Below are 16249 nucleotides of genomic sequence, written 5' to 3'. Positions count from 1 at the left end.
TCGGCACACCTCATCACCCTTCCGGAGCCCGCCCTGCGCGGGAAGCGCCATGACCCTTGCAACGCCCGCCATTGAACCGACGCCCGCCCTGCGTACCGACGCCGCCTGGCTCGACGCGCACTGGATGCCCTACACCGGCAACCGCAACTTCAAGGCCGATCCGCGCATGATCGTGGAGGCCAAGGGCGCCTACTTCACCGATGGCGACGGCCGCAAGATCTTCGACGGCCTTTCGGGCTTGTGGTGCTCGGGCCTCGGCCATGGCCGCCCCGAGATCACCGAGGCGGTGAGCCGGCAGATCGCCAAGCTCGACTACTCGCCCGCGTTCCAGTTCGGCCATCCGCTCTCTTTCGAGCTCGCCAACAAGATCAAGGAGCTCACGCCCGCGGGACTGGACTACGTGTTCTTCACCGGCTCGGGCTCCGAAGCCGCCGACACCTCGCTGAAGATGGCGCGCGCCTACTGGCGCACCAAGGGCCTCGCCAGCAAGACGCGCCTGATCGGCCGCGAAAAGGGCTACCACGGCGTCAACTTCGGTGGCATTTCGGTGGGCGGCATTGCGGCCAACCGCAAGCTGTTCGGCCAGGGCGTGGAAGCGGACCACCTGCCGCACACGCAGATTGCGGCCAATGCCTTCACGCGCGGCATGGCCGAGAACGGCGCCGAGCTGGCCGACCGCCTGCTCGATCTGATCGCGCTGCACGATGCATCGAACATCGCGGCCGTGATCGTCGAGCCCTTCGCGGGCTCGGCCGGCGTGGTGATTCCGCCCAAGGGCTACCTGAAGCGGCTGCGCGACATCTGCACCGCGAACAACATCCTCTTGATCTTCGATGAAGTGATCACCGGTTTCGGCCGCTGCGGCGCGCTCACGGGTGCCGAGGCTTTCGGTGTGACGCCCGACATCATGAACATTGCCAAGCAGGTGACCAACGGCGCGCAGCCGATGGGCGCGGTGATTGCCAGCAAGGACATCTACGACACCTTCATGGCAGCCGGCGGGCCCGACTACATGCTCGAGTTTCCGCACGGCTACACCTACGGCGCGCACCCGGTGGCCTGCGCGGCCGGCCTTGCGGCGCTTGACGTGCTGCAAAAGGAAGACATGATCGGCCGCGTGAAAACGCTTGCGCCGCATTTCGAGAATGCGGTGCACAGCCTCAAGGGCAGCAAGCACGTCACCGACATACGCAACTACGGCCTGGCTGCGGGCATCACCATCGCTGCCCTGCCGGGCGAGCCGGCGCGCCGGCCGTACGAGATTGCGATGAACTGCTGGAAGAAGGGCTTCTACGTGCGCTACGGCGGCGACACGATCCAGCTTGCGCCGCCCTTCATTGCCGAGAAGGCCGAGATCGACCGCCTGGTCAACGCACTGGCCGACGCGCTGGCCGAAACGAACTAGCGCGCGGCCGCGGCGGTTGGCGATGGGCGGCTCTGCATAATGAGCCGGCCTTCATTTCCCTCCCGTCAGGCCCGTGCAACAGATCGACCTTTCCTACGCGATCCGTCCCCGCCGCAGCGGTTCGCGGCAGATTCGCAATCCGCTGATGCAACTGCTGCAGGCGGTGCGCGAGCATGGCTCCATCTCGGCCGCCGCGCGCGCGCTCGATCTGTCTTACCGCCATGTCTGGGGCGAACTCAAGCACTGGGAACAGACGCTCGGCCATGCGCTGGTGCAGGGCGAGCAGGGCCGGCGCGCGCAGCTTTCCGAATTCGGCGACAAGCTGCTGTGGGCCGAACGCCAGGCGCAGGCGCGCCTGGCGCCGCAGATCGAGGCGCTGCACGCAGAACTCGAGCGCGCCTTCGCCCTTGCCTTCGACGACCGCACCCATGTGCTGAGCCTGCAGGCAAGCCACGACGATGCGCTTGCAATGCTGCGTACCCACGCAGCGGGCACTGCCCAGCTGCACCTCGATATTCACTTCACGGGCAGCGTCGACGCGATACGCGCGCTCAACCAGGGCCGCTGCGTTATGGCGGGCTTCCACACGCTGGAGCATCCGCCCCAGGGGTCGCTCGCGCAGCGCACGTATCAGCCGCTGCTCAAGCCCGGGCAGCACAAGCTCATCGGCTTTGCGCGGCGCACGCAGGGCCTGATCGTGGCGCCCGGCAATCCGCTGCGCCTGCGCTCGCTGGCGGATGCGGCACGGCTGCGCGCACGCTACGTCAACCGCGCCATAGGCACCGGCACGCGCGTGCTGCTGGATGAGCTGCTTTCGCAGGCCGGGCTCGGTGCAGCCGCGCTCGCGGGCTACGAACGCTGCGAAACCTCGCATGCCGCCGTGGCGCACGCGGTGGCGTCGGGCCAGGCCGATGCAGGGCTCGGGGTCGAGTCGGCAGCCCATGCCGAAGGCCTCGGCTTTGTGCCGCTGGTGCATGAGCGGTATCACCTGGCCTGCTTGAAGTCGGCACTCGAGCAACCCGCAATGCGGGCGCTGGTGGATGTGCTGCAGAGCGCAAGCTGGCAGCACCTGCTTGGCACCTTGCCCGGCTATGAGCCCGCGGGCAGCGGCGAGGTGCAGTCGCTCCGGGCCTTGCTCCCCTGGTGGACCTTCCAGCGGGAGAAGGCGCGCAAGCGCTGAAGTTGCCGCCGGAGCTTCGCGCTGGGCCGATAAGTTAAGGTTGTGCCCATGACGGATGCTGTGCATAGCGACATTCCGGCCCGGCTCGACCGCCTCCCCTGGTCGCGCTGGCATTGGCGCGTGGTGATCGCGCTTGGCGTGGCCTGGGTGCTCGACGGCCTCGAAGTGACGCTGGTCGGCTCCATAGGCGCCGTGCTCGAGCGGCCCGACACGCTGGGCCTCAGCGCCGCCGAGATCGGCTGGTCGGGTTCGATCTACATCGCGGGCGCGGTCATCGGCGCCTTGCTCTTCGGCCGGCTTACCGACCGGCTCGGGCGCAAGAAACTCTTTCTCGTCACGCTGGTGGTCTACACGCTGGGCACGCTGGCCACGGCGTTCTCACCGGATTTCGCTTTTTTTGCGCTCTGCCGTTTTGTCACCGGCCTAGGCATCGGCGGCGAATACGCGGCCATCAACTCGGCCATCGACGAGCTCATTCCGGCACGCGTGCGCGGCCGCGTCAACCTTGCCATCAACGGCAGTTTCTGGATTGGCGCGGCACTTGGGGCCGCACTCAGCCTGGTGCTGCTCGATGCGCGCGTGATCGGCCCGGTGTGGGGCTGGCGCGCCGGCTTTGCGCTGGGCGCGGTGCTGGCCGTGGCCATCCTGCTGGTGAGGCGCAACGTGCCCGAAAGCCCGCGCTGGCTGATGGCGCATGGCCGCACGGACGAGGCGCTGCGCATCGTCGAGGCCATCGAGGCCGAGGTTCGGGCGCAGCACGGTCCGCTGCCGGTAGCCGAAGGCCGCGTGGCCTACGCCGGCGGGCGCCACCGCAGTCCGTCGATGCGCGAAGTGGCGCATGTGCTGCTGCGCCGGTATCGCGAGCGCAGCGTGGTCGCGGTGGCGCTGATGGTGTCGCAGGCCTTTTTCTACAACGCGATCTTCTTCACCTACGCGCTGGTGCTCACGCGCTTCTACGGCGTGGCCGAAGACAACGTGGCGCTCTATATCTTTCCGTTCGCGCTGGGCAATGTGCTCGGGCCGCTGCTGCTGGGGCCGCTGTTCGACAGTGTCGGCCGCCGCAAGATGATTGCGCTGACCTACGTGCTTGCCGGCGTCGGGCTCGCCTTTACCGGATGGGCCTTCATGATGGGCTGGCTCGACGCACGCAGCCAGGCGCTGTGCTGGTCGGCGGTGTTCTTCCTGGCCTCGGCCGCGGCCAGCTCGGCCTATCTGACGGTGAGCGAAGTGTTTCCGCTCGAGATGCGGGCCATGGCCATCGCCATCTTCTACGCAATCGGCATGGGCGCCGGCGGCTTCGTGGCGCCGGTGCTGTTCGGCGCTCTCATCGAAACCGGCAGCCGCGGCGCCGTGATGGTGGGCTATGCCATTGGCGCCGCGCTGGTCATCGTTGCGGGACTGCTGGCGTTGCGCTATGCGGCCGATGCGGAGCGCAAGCCGCTGGAGGAAGTGGCGCCACCGCTTTCTTCGGACGGCGGCGGCCACTGAGGCGACGCGAGTTACGCGAGGGCTCCGAGGCGAATCAGAGGCTGCAGGTCCGGAAGCCGAAGAAACCGTCGTCGCGTCCCGGCAGTGCGAAGCTGCGCCGCCGCGGGGAGCGCAGGCGCGCACGGGTCGCGAACGAGGCACCGCGCAGGACGCGGGCCTTGCCGAATGCCGGGGTCGGATCGAACTCGCCGCCGCCGCTCCATGGATCGGCCCAAAAACCCGGCCATGGCCGCAGCGTGCCCGCGGTCCATTCATGCACGTCCGACCAGCGAAAGCCACGCCGGGCCGCCGTCTGCGCGGCAATCTCCCATTCGACCTCGGTCGCGATGCGACGGCCGGCCCAGCGCGCCCAGGCATCGGCCTCCCACCAGCTCAGGTGCACCGCGCTGTGGTGGCCCGCCGCACGCACGGTTGCACCGAAACGGTGCTGCAATACCGAGCCGCCGGTGCCGTGGCGGGCCGCGCCAATCTGCTCGACATGCCGCGGCCCGCGGCGTCCTTCAACCTGCGCAGCCAGCCAGCGCCAGCCTTCCGGATGCCAGAGTTCCTCGCGGTCGTAGCCGCCTTCGTCGACAAACTCGATGAACTGGTTCCAGGTCACGGGCTGTGCGTCGATCTCGAATTCGGGCACGTCGACGCGGTAGGCGCCCTGCTCCTGCGCAAAGGCAAACCCGCAGCCTTCGGGCAGGCCAAGCTCCCACTGCGTGGCGGGCAGCACCAACGGCTCGCGCGTGACCGAAATCGGCAGTTGTTCGATCCCAAGAGGCAGCCCCAGCGTTTGCGCCATGACGATGAACTGTTCTCCGCGCAGGTCTTCATGGAAAAGCGCAAGGCGGTAGAAGTACAGGCCGGGATCGGTCTCGGCCGCATGCTCCAGCAGCTCGAGCGTGCTCTCCAGTGTTTCGAGCAGATAGGCCTTGGTCTGGCCGAGGTCCGGCAGGGCCGGCGACCAGAGCTGCTGCCGCGTGGCCTGGGCCGGGTCCCACCAGCCGTCGGCGTTGGGGTCGATGGCAGCCAGCCGCGTTGGGCGCACCGGGCAGTCGGCGCCGAACGCGCGTTGCGTGTTGCGGCCAATCCACCATTCGGCAAACCAGCCGATGTGCCCGGCCAGCCACACCGGCGGCACCACGCCCGCGTCGTCCGTGGGCGGCACTGCAAGATCGGGCGAAGCCAGCGCCTCTTCGTAGAGCGACAGCAGGTGGAGCGTGTGGTTGCGCGCGTCCATGAGGGCCAGCGACAGCAGTTCGCGGCCGGCGCGCCGCATCTCGGGCGAGTCGATGGAGTGCGGCAGGCCCGCGGGCAACAAAGGCGGCGACGATGGCATGTTTCATTATGGCGAGCGGCGGCACCAGCGCGGCGCACGGCGAGCGCGTCTACGGGAATACACCGCCCGGCTGCGCCCGAAAACGGCTTTCCGCGCCGATAAAATCGCGCGTCCGCAAAAGCCCCGACCGCCGCTCGCCGGCCGAGTCCGGGCCGCTTCTGCATCCAAGCATCCATTCTTCTGGAGAAGAGCATGAATTTCCTGCTCAGATTTTCGCGCGCGGTCGATTGGCTGAACGGCCAGATCGGCAAGTACGTGATCTGGCTCATCCTTGCGTCCACCGTGATCAGCGGCGTCAATGCCGTGATTCGGAAGGTGTTCAACGTCAGCTCCAACGCCTATCTCGAAGTGCAGTGGTACCTGTTCGCCGCGTCCTTCCTGATTGCCGCGGGCTATACGCTGCTGAACCAGGAGCACGTGAAAATCGACGTGATCCTCAGCCGGCTGTCCAAGCGTGGCCAGATCTGGGTCGACATCATCGGCTTCAGCTTGTTCCTTACGCCGGTTTGCCTGGCCATCCTCTGGTACGGCATTCCGTTCTTCCTGCAGGGCTATCGCTCCGGCGAAATGTCGAACAACGCCGGCGGGCTGATCCGCTGGCCGATCTACGCCATGATCCCGCTGGGCTTCTCGCTGCTGATGCTCCAGGGCTGGTCCGAACTCATCAAGCGCATCGCGTTCCTGCAGGGCCGCATCGGCGATCCCACGCAGAAGCGGGAAGAAAAGACCGCCGAAGAAGAACTGGCGGAGTCCATCCGCCGGCTCGCCGAATCCAACGCCAAAGGCTGAGCGGTAGCACCCATGGAATTCATTACGCAAAACTTCGCCCCGATCATGTTCGCGGGGCTGATCGTCTTCCTGCTGTTCGGCTTTCCGGTGGCGTTCAGCCTCGGCGCCTGCGGCCTCTTCTTCGGCTTCGTCGGCGTGGAGCTCGGCCTCTTGCCCGAGGCGCTGCTGCAGGCGCTGCCGCTGCGGGTGTTCGGCATCATGCAGAACGACACGCTGCTGGCCATTCCGTTCTTCACGCTCATGGGACTGATCCTGGAGCGAAGCGGCATGGCCGAAGACCTGCTCGACTCGATCGGACAGCTCTTCGGCCCAGTGCGCGGCGGCCTGGCGCTGGCGGTGATCTTCGTGGGTGCGCTGCTTGCGGCCACCACCGGCGTCGTCGCGGCCTCGGTCATCTCGATGGGCCTGATCTCGCTGCCGATCATGCTGCGCTACGGCTACGACCGGCGCATCGCGTCGGGCGTGATCGCGGCTTCGGGCACGCTGGCGCAGATCATTCCGCCTTCGCTGGTGCTGATCATCATGGCCGACCAGCTTGGCCGCAGCGTGGGCGACATGTACAAGGGCGCGTTCGTGCCGGGCTTCATGCTGACCGCCATGTACGCGGGCTACGTGATCCTGCTGGCCATCTTCAAGCCCAAGTGGGTTCCGGCCCTGCCGCTCGAAGCACGCACCTTCCGCGAGCCGAGCGGTAGCAGCGGCCTGCCCTCGCTGCTGGTGCTGACCGCCCTTGCCACTGCGGCGGCCGTGTTCTTCGCCAAGCACATTGCAGACGTCCACACCTGGTGGACCGGCCAGCCCGTGACCAGCGTAGCCACCGATGAAACCATCGTCGTGTCGATGTGCGTCGGCGTGATGCTGGCCTTTTTGATCGCGGTGGCCAATCGCCTGCTACGGCTGCGCCTGCTGTCGCGCATTGCCGAACGCGTGACTTTCGTGCTGATCCCGCCGCTGCTGCTCATCTTCCTGGTGCTGGGCACGATTTTCCTTGGCGTGGCCACCCCTACCGAAGGCGGTGCCATGGGCGCGCTCGGCGCCTTCATCATGGCCATGGTGCGCGGCCGGCTCAGCATGAGCCTCCTCAAGCAGGCGCTCAACACCACCACCAAGCTGTCGTGCTTCGTGGTGTTCATCCTGATCGGCTCGACCATCTTCAGCCTGGTGTTCCAGGGCGTAGACGGGCCGCGCTGGGTCGAGCACCTGCTCACCGGCATGCCAGGCGGCCAGCTCGGCTTCCTGATCCTGGTGAACGTGCTGATCTTCTTCCTGGCGTTCTTCCTCGACTTCTTCGAGCTCTCTTTCATCGTCGTGCCGCTGCTGGCCCCCGTGGCGCACAAGCTGGGCATCGACCTGATCTGGTTCGGCGTGCTGCTGGCTGTGAACATGCAGACCTCGTTCATGCATCCGCCTTTCGGCTTTGCGCTGTTCTACCTGCGCAGCGTGGCGCCCACGAAGGCCTACAACGACAAGGTCACCAACGAACGCATCGAACCCGTCACCACCATGCAGATCTACTGGGGAGCCGTGCCGTTCGTGCTCATCCAGATCATCATGGTCGGCCTGATCATCGCGTTCCCGGCCATCGTCTCGAGCGGGCTCGACAAGGAGGTAGCGGTCGACCTCGACAAGATCGGCGCCGAGATGCAGGCCAACATGCCGAAGGACGATTCACAGCCCGCCCCCGAGCCCGAGGCCGGCGCCTCGGCACCGGCCGGCGCCGAAACGCCTGCAGCGGAAGAAGACCCGATGAAGGCCATGCAGGAACAGCTCGACCGGGACGCCGGCAAGAAGTAGTTCGAAGAAAGCCCCTGCGCCCCCCGGGTCGCAGCGGCGTACTTTTCGGAGACGCAAAAAAAAGCCCCGCGACGCGGGGCTTTTTGCTGGCCGGAATGAATCCGGATCAGAGCTTGAGCGTGGACATGAACGAGTCGAAGCGCGATTCCGCAAAACGGAACCAGAGCACCTGGTCGCGCTGGAAGCTGCGGAAGTCGGCGTAGATCTTCTTCCATTCAGGGCTCTTGGCATCATTCTCGGCATAGACCTCGAGCGAAGCCTTGTAGGCGGCGTCCATCATGGCTTGCGAGAACGGCAGCACCTTGGTCTTGGCGGCCACAAGCTGCTTGAGCGCGATGGGGTTCAACGCGTCGTACTTGGCAAGCATGTCCGACGATGCCACGGCAGCGGCGGCTTCCACGATGGCCTTGTTCTCGGCCGAGAGGCCGTCCATGGCCTTCTGGTTGATGAAGAAGTCCACTTCCGGACCGCCTTCCCACCACCCCGGGTAATAGTAGAACGGCGCGACCTTGTTGAAGCCGAGCTTCTGGTCGTCGTACGGTCCCACCCATTCGGCGGCGTCAATGGTGCCCTTTTCGAGAGCCTGGTAGATCTCGCCGCCCGGCAGGCTTTGCGGCACGGCGCCCATCTTCTGCATGACCTCGCCGATCAAGCCGCCGCCCAAGCGCATTTTCATGCCCTTGAAATCCGCCACGGACTTGATTTCCTTGCGGAACCAGCCGCCCATCTGGCAGCCCGTGTTGCCGCCGGCGAAGCTCACCATGTTGTACTTGGCGTAGAACTCGTTCATGAGCTTGCGGCCGTTGCCGTGCATCATCCACGCGGTCATCTGGCGCGAGTTCAGGCCGAACGGAATGGCCGAGCCCAGCGCGAATGCGGGGTTCTTGCCGTAGAAGTAGTAAGGCACGGTGTGGCACATCTCGACCGAACCGTTTTGAACGCCGTCCACCACGCCGAAGGGAGGCATCAGCTCGCCGCCGGCATGAACCGAGATTTCGAACTTGCCGCCCGACATGGCCTTGACCGCCTTGGCAAACACTTCAGCGCCGCCGTAGATGGTGTCCAGCGACTTGGGAAAGCTGGAGGCCAGGCGCCAGCGGACGGCGGCTTGCGCATGAACTGCGGGCGCAATGCCGGCGGCCAGAACGCCGGCAATGCCGGCGTTTTTGATGAGGGAACGACGATCCATTGAATTCACTCCGAGTGCATTGGAAAAAACGAAACGCGGCTTGTGGCCGCGTCGACGACTTTCGTAAGTCGCCGCGATTGTAAAAACGTGCTTACAGGCAGCCCGCCGGGGTTTACCCTGCGACGGAACCGAAGCGCTGCGCAATCGAGGCTTGGATGCCCGCTGCGTCAAGGCCGATGGACGCGAGCAGCTTGGCCGGATCGCCATGCTCGATGAAGCGGTCCGGCAGCCCCAGCTGGAGCACAGGCTTCTGAACGTTGGCCGCCTGCAACGCCTCGAGCACCGCACTGCCCGCGCCGCCCATGACGGCGCCCTCTTCGAGCGTGACGATGGCGTCGTGCGTGCCTGCCACCTGCAGCAGCAGGTCGACGTCGAGCGGCTTGGCCCAACGCATGTTGACCACGGTTGCGTCGAGCGATTCGGCTGCGGTGAGCGCCGGGTACAGCAAGGTGCCGAATGCAAGGATTGCAATGCGCTTGCCTTCGCGGCGTACTTCGCCCTTGCCGAACGGCAGCGAATCGAGCGCCAGGTGCGGCGTAACGCCGGCGCCCGATCCGCGCGGATAGCGCACGGCCACCGGGTGGTTCTGTTCGTAGGCGCTCGAGAGCAGCTGGCGGCATTCGCGCTCGTCGGCCGGGCACGCAATGCTCATGTTGGGAATGCAGCGCAGGAACGGAATGTCGTACGCGCCCGCATGCGTGGCGCCGTCGGCACCCACGAGGCCCGCCCGGTCCAGCGCAAACACCACAGGCAGGTTCTGGATTGCGACGTCGTGAATCAGCTGGTCGTAGGCGCGCTGCAGAAAGGTCGAATAGATGGCGACCACCGGCTTCAGGCCTTCGCATGCCAAGCCGGCCGCAAACGTTACGGCATGCTGCTCGGCAATGCCGACGTCGTAGTAGCGATCGGGAAAGCGCTGTTCGAACTCGACCAACCCCGAACCTTCGCGCATGGCCGGCGTGATGCCCACCAGGCGGCCGTCGTGCGCGGCCATGTCGCAGAGCCACTGGCCGAAGACCTGCGTGAAGGTCTGCTTGGCCACTGCGGCCGACTTGACCAGGCCCACCTGCGGATCGAACTTGCCCGGCCCGTGGTAGGCCACCGGGTCGGCCTCGGCGAGCTTGTAGCCCTGCCCCTTCTTGGTGACCACGTGCAGGAACTGCGGGCCGTCCAGGTGCTTGAGGTTTTCGAGCGTGGGCACCAGCGAATCGATGTCGTGCCCATCGATGGGGCCCACGTAGTTGAAGCCGAACTGCTCGAACAGCGTGGCCGGAACCACCATGCCCTTGGCATGCTGCTCGAAGCGCTTGGCCAGCTCGAACAGCGGCGGCGCGGCGCGCAGCACGCTCTTGCCCACGTTCTTGGCGGCGGCGTAGAAGTTGCCGCTCATCAGCTGCGCAAGGTAGCGGTTGAGCGCGCCGACCGGCGGGCTGATCGACATGTCGTTGTCGTTCAGGATCACCAGCAGCTTGCAGTCGCACACGCCGGCGTTGTTGAGCGCCTCGAAGGCCATGCCGGCGGTGAGCGCGCCGTCGCCGATGATGGCCACGGCATGGCGGTCTTCGCCCTTTTGCTTGGCGGCCATGGCCATGCCCAGCGCGGCCGAGATGCTGGTGGACGAATGCGCGGTGCCGAAGGTGTCGTATTCGCTCTCGCTACGCTGCGGGAAGCCCGAGATGCCGCCGATCTGCCGCAGCGTGGGCATGCGATCGCGCCGGCCCGTGAGGATCTTGTGCGGATAGGTCTGGTGGCCCACGTCCCACACCAGCCGGTCGTGCGGCGTGTTGAACACATGGTGCAGCGCCACGGTGAGCTCCACCGTTCCGAGATTGGAACTCAGGTGCCCGCCGGTGCGCGAAACGTTGTCGAGCACGCAGGCGCGCACTTCGTCGGACAGCTGCTTGAGCTGGGCCCGGTCGAACTGCCGGATGGGCGAGGGATCGTGCAGCGTGGGAAGCAGCGGGGCCATGGGAGCGTCGTGGTTCTTCTTGTCCATCTGTTCAACAGAGTTCATCGGTCGCGGTCGACGACCATGTGCGCCAGCGCACGCAGCGCTGCCGTGTCCGCCAGGCCGCTGCGCTCCAGGGCCGCAAGCGCTTCGGCGAGCAGCTGCCTTGCCTGCGCGCGCGCACCGTCGAGGCCCCACAGCGAAACATAAGTGGGCTTGTCTGCCGCAGCGTCCTTGCCCGCCGTCTTGCCGAGGGTTTGCGAATCGGCCGTCACGTCGAGGATGTCGTCGACCACCTGGAACGCCAGGCCGATGGCCGCGCCGTAGTCGCGCAGCGCCGCCAATGCCGCGGGCGCCACGCCGGCCGCGCAGGCCGCACCCATTTCGACACTGCCCTGCAGCAGCGCGCCGGTCTTCAGGCGGTGCATTTCACGCAGCTGCGCTTCGTTCAGCGCCAGGCCCACGCTGGCAAGGTCGATGGCCTGTCCGCCGGCCATGCCCTGGCTGCCGGCGGCGCGTGCCAGCAGCCGGCACAGCGTGGCCTGGATCGATGCGGGAATTTCGTCGCCTTCGGGCGTCAGCAGTTCGAATGCCAGGGCCTGCAGGGCGTCGCCGGCCAGCAGCGCATCGGCTTCGCCGAATTTCACGTGCACCGTGGGCTTGCCACGCCGAAGCACGTCGTTGTCCATGCACGGCAGGTCGTCGTGCACCAGCGAATAGGCATGGATGAGTTCGGTTGCGCAGGCCGCGCGCAGCGCAGCGGCCGCATTGCCGCCGACTGCTTCGCTCGCGGCCAGAACCAGCAAGGGCCGAAGCCGCTTGCCGCCGTCGAGCACGGCATAGCGCATGGCGTCGCCAAGCAGCACAGGTGAATCGACGCCGACCCAGCGCGAAAGCGCCGCTTCGACACGCGCCAGATGCGGCTCGCTCCAGCCTGCCAGACGGGCGGCGTCCCAATCGGCCACGGCGGCGCTCATTCGGCGGTCCAGGGCTTGAGGCTGCCCGCGTCCAGCACCTTGATCTGGTCTTCGACCGCCTGGAGCTTCTCGCGGCAGAAGGCGAGCAGCGCGGCGCCGCGCTGGTAGCTGCCAAGCAACTGGTCGAGCGGCAGCTGGCCGGATTCGAGCTCTGCAACCAATTGTTCCAACTCCTGGAGCCCGGCTTCGTAGCTGGCCGGCAGCGGTCCGGTGTCGGGCGAGGTCGCCGCGCTGGAGGCGGCGGAAGAAGGAACCTTGGGCATGCGGGAGAACAAGTATGAAATCGGGCATTTTAGGGCGGGGAACCGAATGAGCGCCGCTCGCCCCGCTGTGGCCGTTGCATGGCGTCGCCGACGGCCACGGGAACGCTTCGCGATCTGCAGCAAGGGCATACAAAAGGCTGCGGGCGCCGCGATGGCCCCTTGGGTACAATCGCGTGTTCCCCTGCCGGCCGCGCCGGCACAACTCTCGGGCCGTTGCCTTCCCAGACGGCGCCTTCCGTTTTTCTCTTTTTCTCCCTGTGGGGAGCTTGGTCAGGTCCTCCATGTCTGATTTAAGTCTTCAACTGCAGCAGGCCACGAGCCAACTTCCAGTTTCCGCGTACTTCGACGAGTCGCTCTACGCGCGCGAAATGCAAACGCTGTTCGCGCAAGGCCCGCGCTACGTGGGCCACCGCCTGGCCGTGCCCGAGCTCGGCGACTTCCACACCCTGCCGCAGGAGCATCAGGGCCGCGCGCTGGTGCACACGCCCAAGGGGGTGGAGCTCATCTCCAACGTGTGCCGCCACCGGCAGGCGCTCATCCTGCAGGGCCGCGGCCAGCTCGACAACCAGACCGGCGGCAATATCGTTTGCCCGCTGCACCGCTGGACCTACGCCGCTAGCGACCCGCGCACCACGGGCACGCTGATCGGCGCGCCGCATTTCGACCAGGACCCCTGCCTCAATCTGCACAACTACCCGCTCACCGAGTGGAATGGCCTCCTGTTCGAGCGCGGCGCAAACGGCCTCGGGCGCGACGTGGCGGCCGATATGGCCGATCTCGGCCCCCGCGCCGACCTGGACTTCACGGGCTACGCATTCGACCGCGTCGAACTGCACGAGTGCAACTACAACTGGAAGACCTTCATCGAGGTCTACCTTGAGGACTACCATGTCGGGCCGTTCCACCCGGGCCTTGGCAGCTTTGTCACCTGCGACGACCTGCGCTGGGAGTTCAACCGCAACTTCTCGGTGCAAACCGTGGGCGTAGCCAACCGGCTCGGCCGCGCGGGCAGCCCCATCTATCAAAAGTGGCAAGAGCAGTTGCTCAAGTACCGCGAAGGCAAGCCGCCGAAGTACGGCGCGATCTGGCTCACCTACTACCCGCACGTCATGGTCGAGTGGTATCCGCATGTGCTCACGGTATCGACGCTGCACCCGGTGAGCCCCACCAAGACGCTCAACATGGTGGAGTTCTTCTACCCCGAGGAAATCGTCGCGTTCGAGCGCGAGTTCGTCGAAGCCCAGCAGGCCGCCTACATGGAAACCTGCGTGGAAGACGACGAGATTGCCGAGCGCATGGACGCCGGCCGCCGCGCGCTGATGCTGCGCGGCGACGACGAGAGCGGCCCTTACCAGAGCCCCATGGAAGACGGCATGCAGCAGTTCCACGAGTGGTACCGCAGCGCAATGCAGCAGAACGCCTGAGCCCGTAGTGCAAGCGCTCTGGATGGTGCTCGGCGCCTTCTTGTTCGCCACCATGAGCGTGGTGGTCAAGGTGGCTTCGGTGTGGTTCAACAGTGGTGAGATGGTGCTCGGGCGCGGCCTGATCGGCATCGTTTTCTTGTGGCTGCTGGCGCGCAACCGCGGTGTTCCGCTGGCCACGCGCTATCCGGGCATGCACGCCTGGCGCAGCACCATTGGCGTGGTCTCGCTCGGCGCATGGTTCTACGCCATTGCGCACATGCCGCTGGCCACGGCCGTCACGCTCAACTACATGAGCAGCGTGTGGATCGCGGCCTTTCTGGTCGGCGGCACGCTGCTGGCCTGGGTGCCGGTGCCCGGACGCGACGGCCGCGTGGAGCGGCCGCCGCTGCAGGGCACCCTTGCGCTGACCGTGCTGGCGGGATTCGTGGGCGTGGTGCTCATGCTCAAGCCCAGCGTGGATGCGAGCCAGGGTTTCGCAGGGCTGCTCGGTCTGCTTTCCGGGCTTACGGCCGCATTCGCCTACATGCAGGTGGTGGCGCTGTCGCGCATCGGCGAGCCCGAATTGCGCACGGTGTTCTATTTCGCGGTCGGATCGGCCGTGGCCGGCGCGTTTGCCACCGCCGCCACCGGGTTTTCTGGCGGAAATTCATGGACGTGGCAGCATGCGCTGTGGCTGTTGCCGATCGGCCTGTTGGCCGCCCTGGGGCAGCTTTGCATGACGCGCGCCTATGCCACCGCAAAGACCCAGGCCGGTACGCTGGTGGTGGCCAACCTGCAGTATTCCGGCATTGTCTTTGCGGCGTTCTACAGCGTGGTGCTGTTCGACGACCGCATCGACGCCGCCGGCTGGGCCGGCATGGCGCTCATCATCGTGAGCGGCATTGCGGCCACGGTGCTGCGCCAGCGCGCAGTGCCCAAGGCGCCGGCAGAAGAACACTGAACCGCATCGAACCTCATCGACAACGAAGGAGCCCGCCATGTACACAACCCTCGTCAGCGTCGAACAACTCCAGCAACTGCAAGCTGGCGACCTGCCCCTCATGGTTTTCGACTGCAGCTTCGACCTCATGAAGCCCGAGGCAGGCGCGCAGCAATATGCCGCCGCCCACATTCCGGGCGCGGTGTATGCCAACCTCGACACCGACCTCAGCGCAAAGCACGGCATGCCCGGCGCGCACGGCGACGTGGTGGTGGCACAGGAAGACGGCGTGCCTGCCTCGGGCGGCCGCCACCCGCTGCCGAGCCGAGAAAAGTTTGCGGCCTGGCTTTCGAGCGTCGGTTTTTCCAACGAGATGCAGGCGGTGGTGTACGACCGCAACGGAGCCAACTACTGCGGCCGCCTGTGGTGGATGCTCAAGTGGATGGGCCACGACGCGGTGGCGGTGCTCGACGGCGGCCTGCAAGCCTGGCAGGCCGCGGGCGGCAAAGTCACCGACCGCGAAGAGCCCGCGCACTTCCAGTCGAACTTCGTGCCGGGGGAGCCGCTTGCAAAGCTTGTGACCACCGACACTGTGGTGGGCCGGCTCGGCCAACCTGACCAGCAGCTGATCGACGCGCGGGCTGCCGCGCGTTATCGCGGAGAGGTGGAACCTCTGGACCCGATCGCGGGTCACATCCCCGGGGCCCTGAACCGGCCCTTCGCCGAAAACCTCGGCCCCGACGGCAAATTCAAGCCGGCCTCGCAATTGCGTGCCGAGTTCGAAGCACTGCTTGCGGGACGCGATCCGGCGACGGTTGTCCACCAATGCGGCAGCGGCGTGAGCGCTGTGCCCAACCTGCTTGCAATGCAGATCGCAGGGCTTGGGACGACCGCGCTCTATGCCGGCAGCTGGAGCGAATGGAGCAACACGCCGGGGCTGCCGACCCGGCAAGGCGCTGAACCATGAAGCACATCCGACTTCGACGACGCATTTCATCCGGACTCGCATTCGCTGCTGCAGCACTGTTCGCAGCCCCCTTTGTTTCCGCGCAGGCCCAGCAGCAGCATGCGCATGTGCACGGGCAGATGAAGCTCGACGTGGCCATCGACGGCCCCACGGTGGTGATCGACATGGAGTCGCCGCTCGACAACATCGTGGGCTTCGAGCGCGCGCCCAAGACCGATGCCGAGAAGAAAACCGCCGAAGAAGCCATTGCCCAGCTGCGCGCGGCCGACAAGCTCTTTGCCATCGACCCGGCCGCCAACTGCAAGCTCGGCCCGGTCGACCTGCGCTCCAGCGCGTTGGGCCTCGGCAACCCCGACCCGAACGAGCCCCCCGGCCATGCAGACCTGGACGCCACCTTTTCCTTCAACTGCACCAATGCGGCCGCGGCAAAGTTCATTGACGTGAACCTGTTCAATGCCTTCAAGGGCACGCGCCAGATCGATTCGCAGATTGCTTCGGCGCAGGGGCAGTTCAAGCGCCAGCTCAAGCGCCCGGCCGGCGCCCAGGCCGGCCAGCCCGTGCGCCTTGGCTGGGGCAAGTAGA

The 16249-nt window shown here is 66.3% G+C and carries 14 protein-coding genes; 9 read left to right on the top strand and 5 right to left on the bottom strand.

The window, feature by feature from the left end; all coding sequences use genetic code 11:
* The first annotated feature begins 49 nt into the window (after positions 1-49).
* The 3 genes from QHG62_RS05110 to QHG62_RS05100 all read left to right on the top strand — a co-directional run bounded on the left by QHG62_RS05110 (position 50) and on the right by QHG62_RS05100 (position 4073).
* Positions 50-1405: an aspartate aminotransferase family protein gene (locus QHG62_RS05110; RefSeq protein ID WP_281149768.1), complete on the top strand. Its 1356-nt coding sequence runs from the start codon at positions 50-52 to the stop codon at positions 1403-1405.
* Positions 1406-1478: 73 nt separating this feature from the next.
* On the top strand, positions 1479-2585 hold the full coding sequence (locus tag QHG62_RS05105) for a substrate-binding domain-containing protein (protein WP_281149767.1): 1107 nt from the start codon (positions 1479-1481) through the stop codon (positions 2583-2585).
* Between the two features lie 48 nt (positions 2586-2633).
* Positions 2634-4073, top strand: a complete 1440-nt coding sequence (locus QHG62_RS05100) for an MFS transporter (RefSeq protein WP_281149766.1) — start codon at positions 2634-2636, stop codon at positions 4071-4073.
* Between the two features lie 34 nt (positions 4074-4107).
* Here the strand turns inward: QHG62_RS05100 and QHG62_RS05095 are convergent, their stop codons facing one another.
* Entirely contained in the window at positions 4108-5397 is a 1290-nt protein-coding gene (locus tag QHG62_RS05095) for an SUMF1/EgtB/PvdO family nonheme iron enzyme (protein ID WP_281149765.1), read from the bottom strand.
* Positions 5398-5589: 192 nt separating this feature from the next.
* Between QHG62_RS05095 and QHG62_RS05090 the strand changes: the two genes are divergently transcribed.
* Positions 5590-6186, top strand: a complete 597-nt coding sequence (locus QHG62_RS05090) for a TRAP transporter small permease subunit (RefSeq protein WP_281149764.1) — start codon at positions 5590-5592, stop codon at positions 6184-6186.
* A gap of 12 nt (positions 6187-6198) precedes the next feature.
* Complete coding sequence (locus QHG62_RS05085) at positions 6199-7980, top strand: TRAP transporter large permease (protein ID WP_281149761.1); 1782 nt, start codon at positions 6199-6201, stop codon at positions 7978-7980.
* Positions 7981-8086: 106 nt separating this feature from the next.
* On the opposite strand, the gene QHG62_RS05080 is transcribed toward QHG62_RS05085, so the two are convergent.
* The 4 genes from QHG62_RS05080 to QHG62_RS05065 form a co-directional block, all read right to left on the bottom strand.
* On the bottom strand, positions 8087-9169 hold the full coding sequence (locus QHG62_RS05080) for a TRAP transporter substrate-binding protein (RefSeq protein WP_281149760.1): 1083 nt from the start codon (positions 9167-9169) through the stop codon (positions 8087-8089).
* 112 nt (positions 9170-9281) lie between these two features.
* On the bottom strand, positions 9282-11138 hold the full coding sequence (dxs, locus tag QHG62_RS05075) for a 1-deoxy-D-xylulose-5-phosphate synthase (RefSeq protein ID WP_281151506.1): 1857 nt from the start codon (positions 11136-11138) through the stop codon (positions 9282-9284).
* A gap of 41 nt (positions 11139-11179) precedes the next feature.
* The gene (locus QHG62_RS05070) at positions 11180-12094 is read right to left on the bottom strand and encodes a polyprenyl synthetase family protein (RefSeq protein ID WP_281149759.1); all 915 of its coding nucleotides are present in this window, start codon (positions 12092-12094) and stop codon (positions 11180-11182) included.
* The gene (locus tag QHG62_RS05065) at positions 12091-12357 is read right to left on the bottom strand and encodes an exodeoxyribonuclease VII small subunit (RefSeq protein ID WP_281149758.1); all 267 of its coding nucleotides are present in this window, start codon (positions 12355-12357) and stop codon (positions 12091-12093) included. The genes QHG62_RS05070 and QHG62_RS05065 overlap by 4 nt, the downstream gene beginning before the upstream one ends.
* 281 nt (positions 12358-12638) lie before the next feature.
* Between QHG62_RS05065 and QHG62_RS05060 the strand changes: the two genes are divergently transcribed.
* From QHG62_RS05060 to QHG62_RS05045, 4 genes are read left to right on the top strand one after another with little or no spacing between them, the layout of a single operon-like run.
* Positions 12639-13781 carry an aromatic ring-hydroxylating oxygenase subunit alpha gene (locus QHG62_RS05060; protein ID WP_281149756.1) on the top strand — a complete coding sequence of 381 codons (1143 nt, stop codon included), beginning with the start codon at positions 12639-12641 and terminating at the stop codon, positions 13779-13781.
* 22 nt (positions 13782-13803) lie between these two features.
* Positions 13804-14721, top strand: coding sequence for a DMT family transporter (locus QHG62_RS05055; protein WP_281151505.1), 918 nt, complete (start codon positions 13804-13806; stop codon positions 14719-14721).
* Between the two features lie 37 nt (positions 14722-14758).
* Entirely contained in the window at positions 14759-15667 is a 909-nt protein-coding gene (locus tag QHG62_RS05050) for a sulfurtransferase (RefSeq protein WP_281149755.1), read from the top strand.
* Entirely contained in the window at positions 15664-16248 is a 585-nt protein-coding gene (locus QHG62_RS05045) for a DUF2796 domain-containing protein (protein WP_281149753.1), read from the top strand. The genes QHG62_RS05050 and QHG62_RS05045 overlap by 4 nt, the downstream gene beginning before the upstream one ends.
* Position 16249 lies beyond the last annotated feature (1 nt).

Origin of the sequence: Variovorax paradoxus (assembly GCF_029919115.1) — a bacterium.
Classification (GTDB): Bacteria; Pseudomonadota; Gammaproteobacteria; order Burkholderiales; family Burkholderiaceae_C; genus Variovorax; species Variovorax paradoxus_O.
Note: the sequence above shows the minus strand (reverse complement) of the source record. Positions and strands in the feature narration are given on the sequence as shown.

Excerpts from the sequence above, each read along its gene's own strand:
- QHG62_RS05090 (WP_281149764.1), top strand. The coding sequence starts at position 5,590 with ATGAATTTCCTGCTCAGATTTTCGCGCGCGGTCGATTGGCTGAACGGC.
- dxs (WP_281151506.1), bottom strand. The coding sequence starts at position 11,138 with ATGGCCCCGCTGCTTCCCACGCTGCACGATCCCTCGCCCATCCGGCAG.
- QHG62_RS05070 (WP_281149759.1), bottom strand. The coding sequence starts at position 12,094 with ATGAGCGCCGCCGTGGCCGATTGGGACGCCGCCCGTCTGGCAGGCTGG.
- QHG62_RS05055 (WP_281151505.1), top strand. The coding sequence starts at position 13,804 with ATGGTGCTCGGCGCCTTCTTGTTCGCCACCATGAGCGTGGTGGTCAAG.
- QHG62_RS05050 (WP_281149755.1), top strand. The coding sequence starts at position 14,759 with ATGTACACAACCCTCGTCAGCGTCGAACAACTCCAGCAACTGCAAGCT.
- QHG62_RS05100 (WP_281149766.1), top strand. The coding sequence starts at position 2,634 with ATGACGGATGCTGTGCATAGCGACATTCCGGCCCGGCTCGACCGCCTC.
- QHG62_RS05045 (WP_281149753.1), top strand. The coding sequence starts at position 15,664 with ATGAAGCACATCCGACTTCGACGACGCATTTCATCCGGACTCGCATTC.
- QHG62_RS05085 (WP_281149761.1), top strand. The coding sequence starts at position 6,199 with ATGGAATTCATTACGCAAAACTTCGCCCCGATCATGTTCGCGGGGCTG.
- QHG62_RS05080 (WP_281149760.1), bottom strand. The coding sequence starts at position 9,169 with ATGGATCGTCGTTCCCTCATCAAAAACGCCGGCATTGCCGGCGTTCTG.
- QHG62_RS05065 (WP_281149758.1), bottom strand. The coding sequence starts at position 12,357 with ATGCCCAAGGTTCCTTCTTCCGCCGCCTCCAGCGCGGCGACCTCGCCC.
- QHG62_RS05060 (WP_281149756.1), top strand. The coding sequence starts at position 12,639 with ATGTCTGATTTAAGTCTTCAACTGCAGCAGGCCACGAGCCAACTTCCA.
- QHG62_RS05095 (WP_281149765.1), bottom strand. The coding sequence starts at position 5,397 with ATGCCATCGTCGCCGCCTTTGTTGCCCGCGGGCCTGCCGCACTCCATC.
- QHG62_RS05110 (WP_281149768.1), top strand. The coding sequence starts at position 50 with ATGACCCTTGCAACGCCCGCCATTGAACCGACGCCCGCCCTGCGTACC.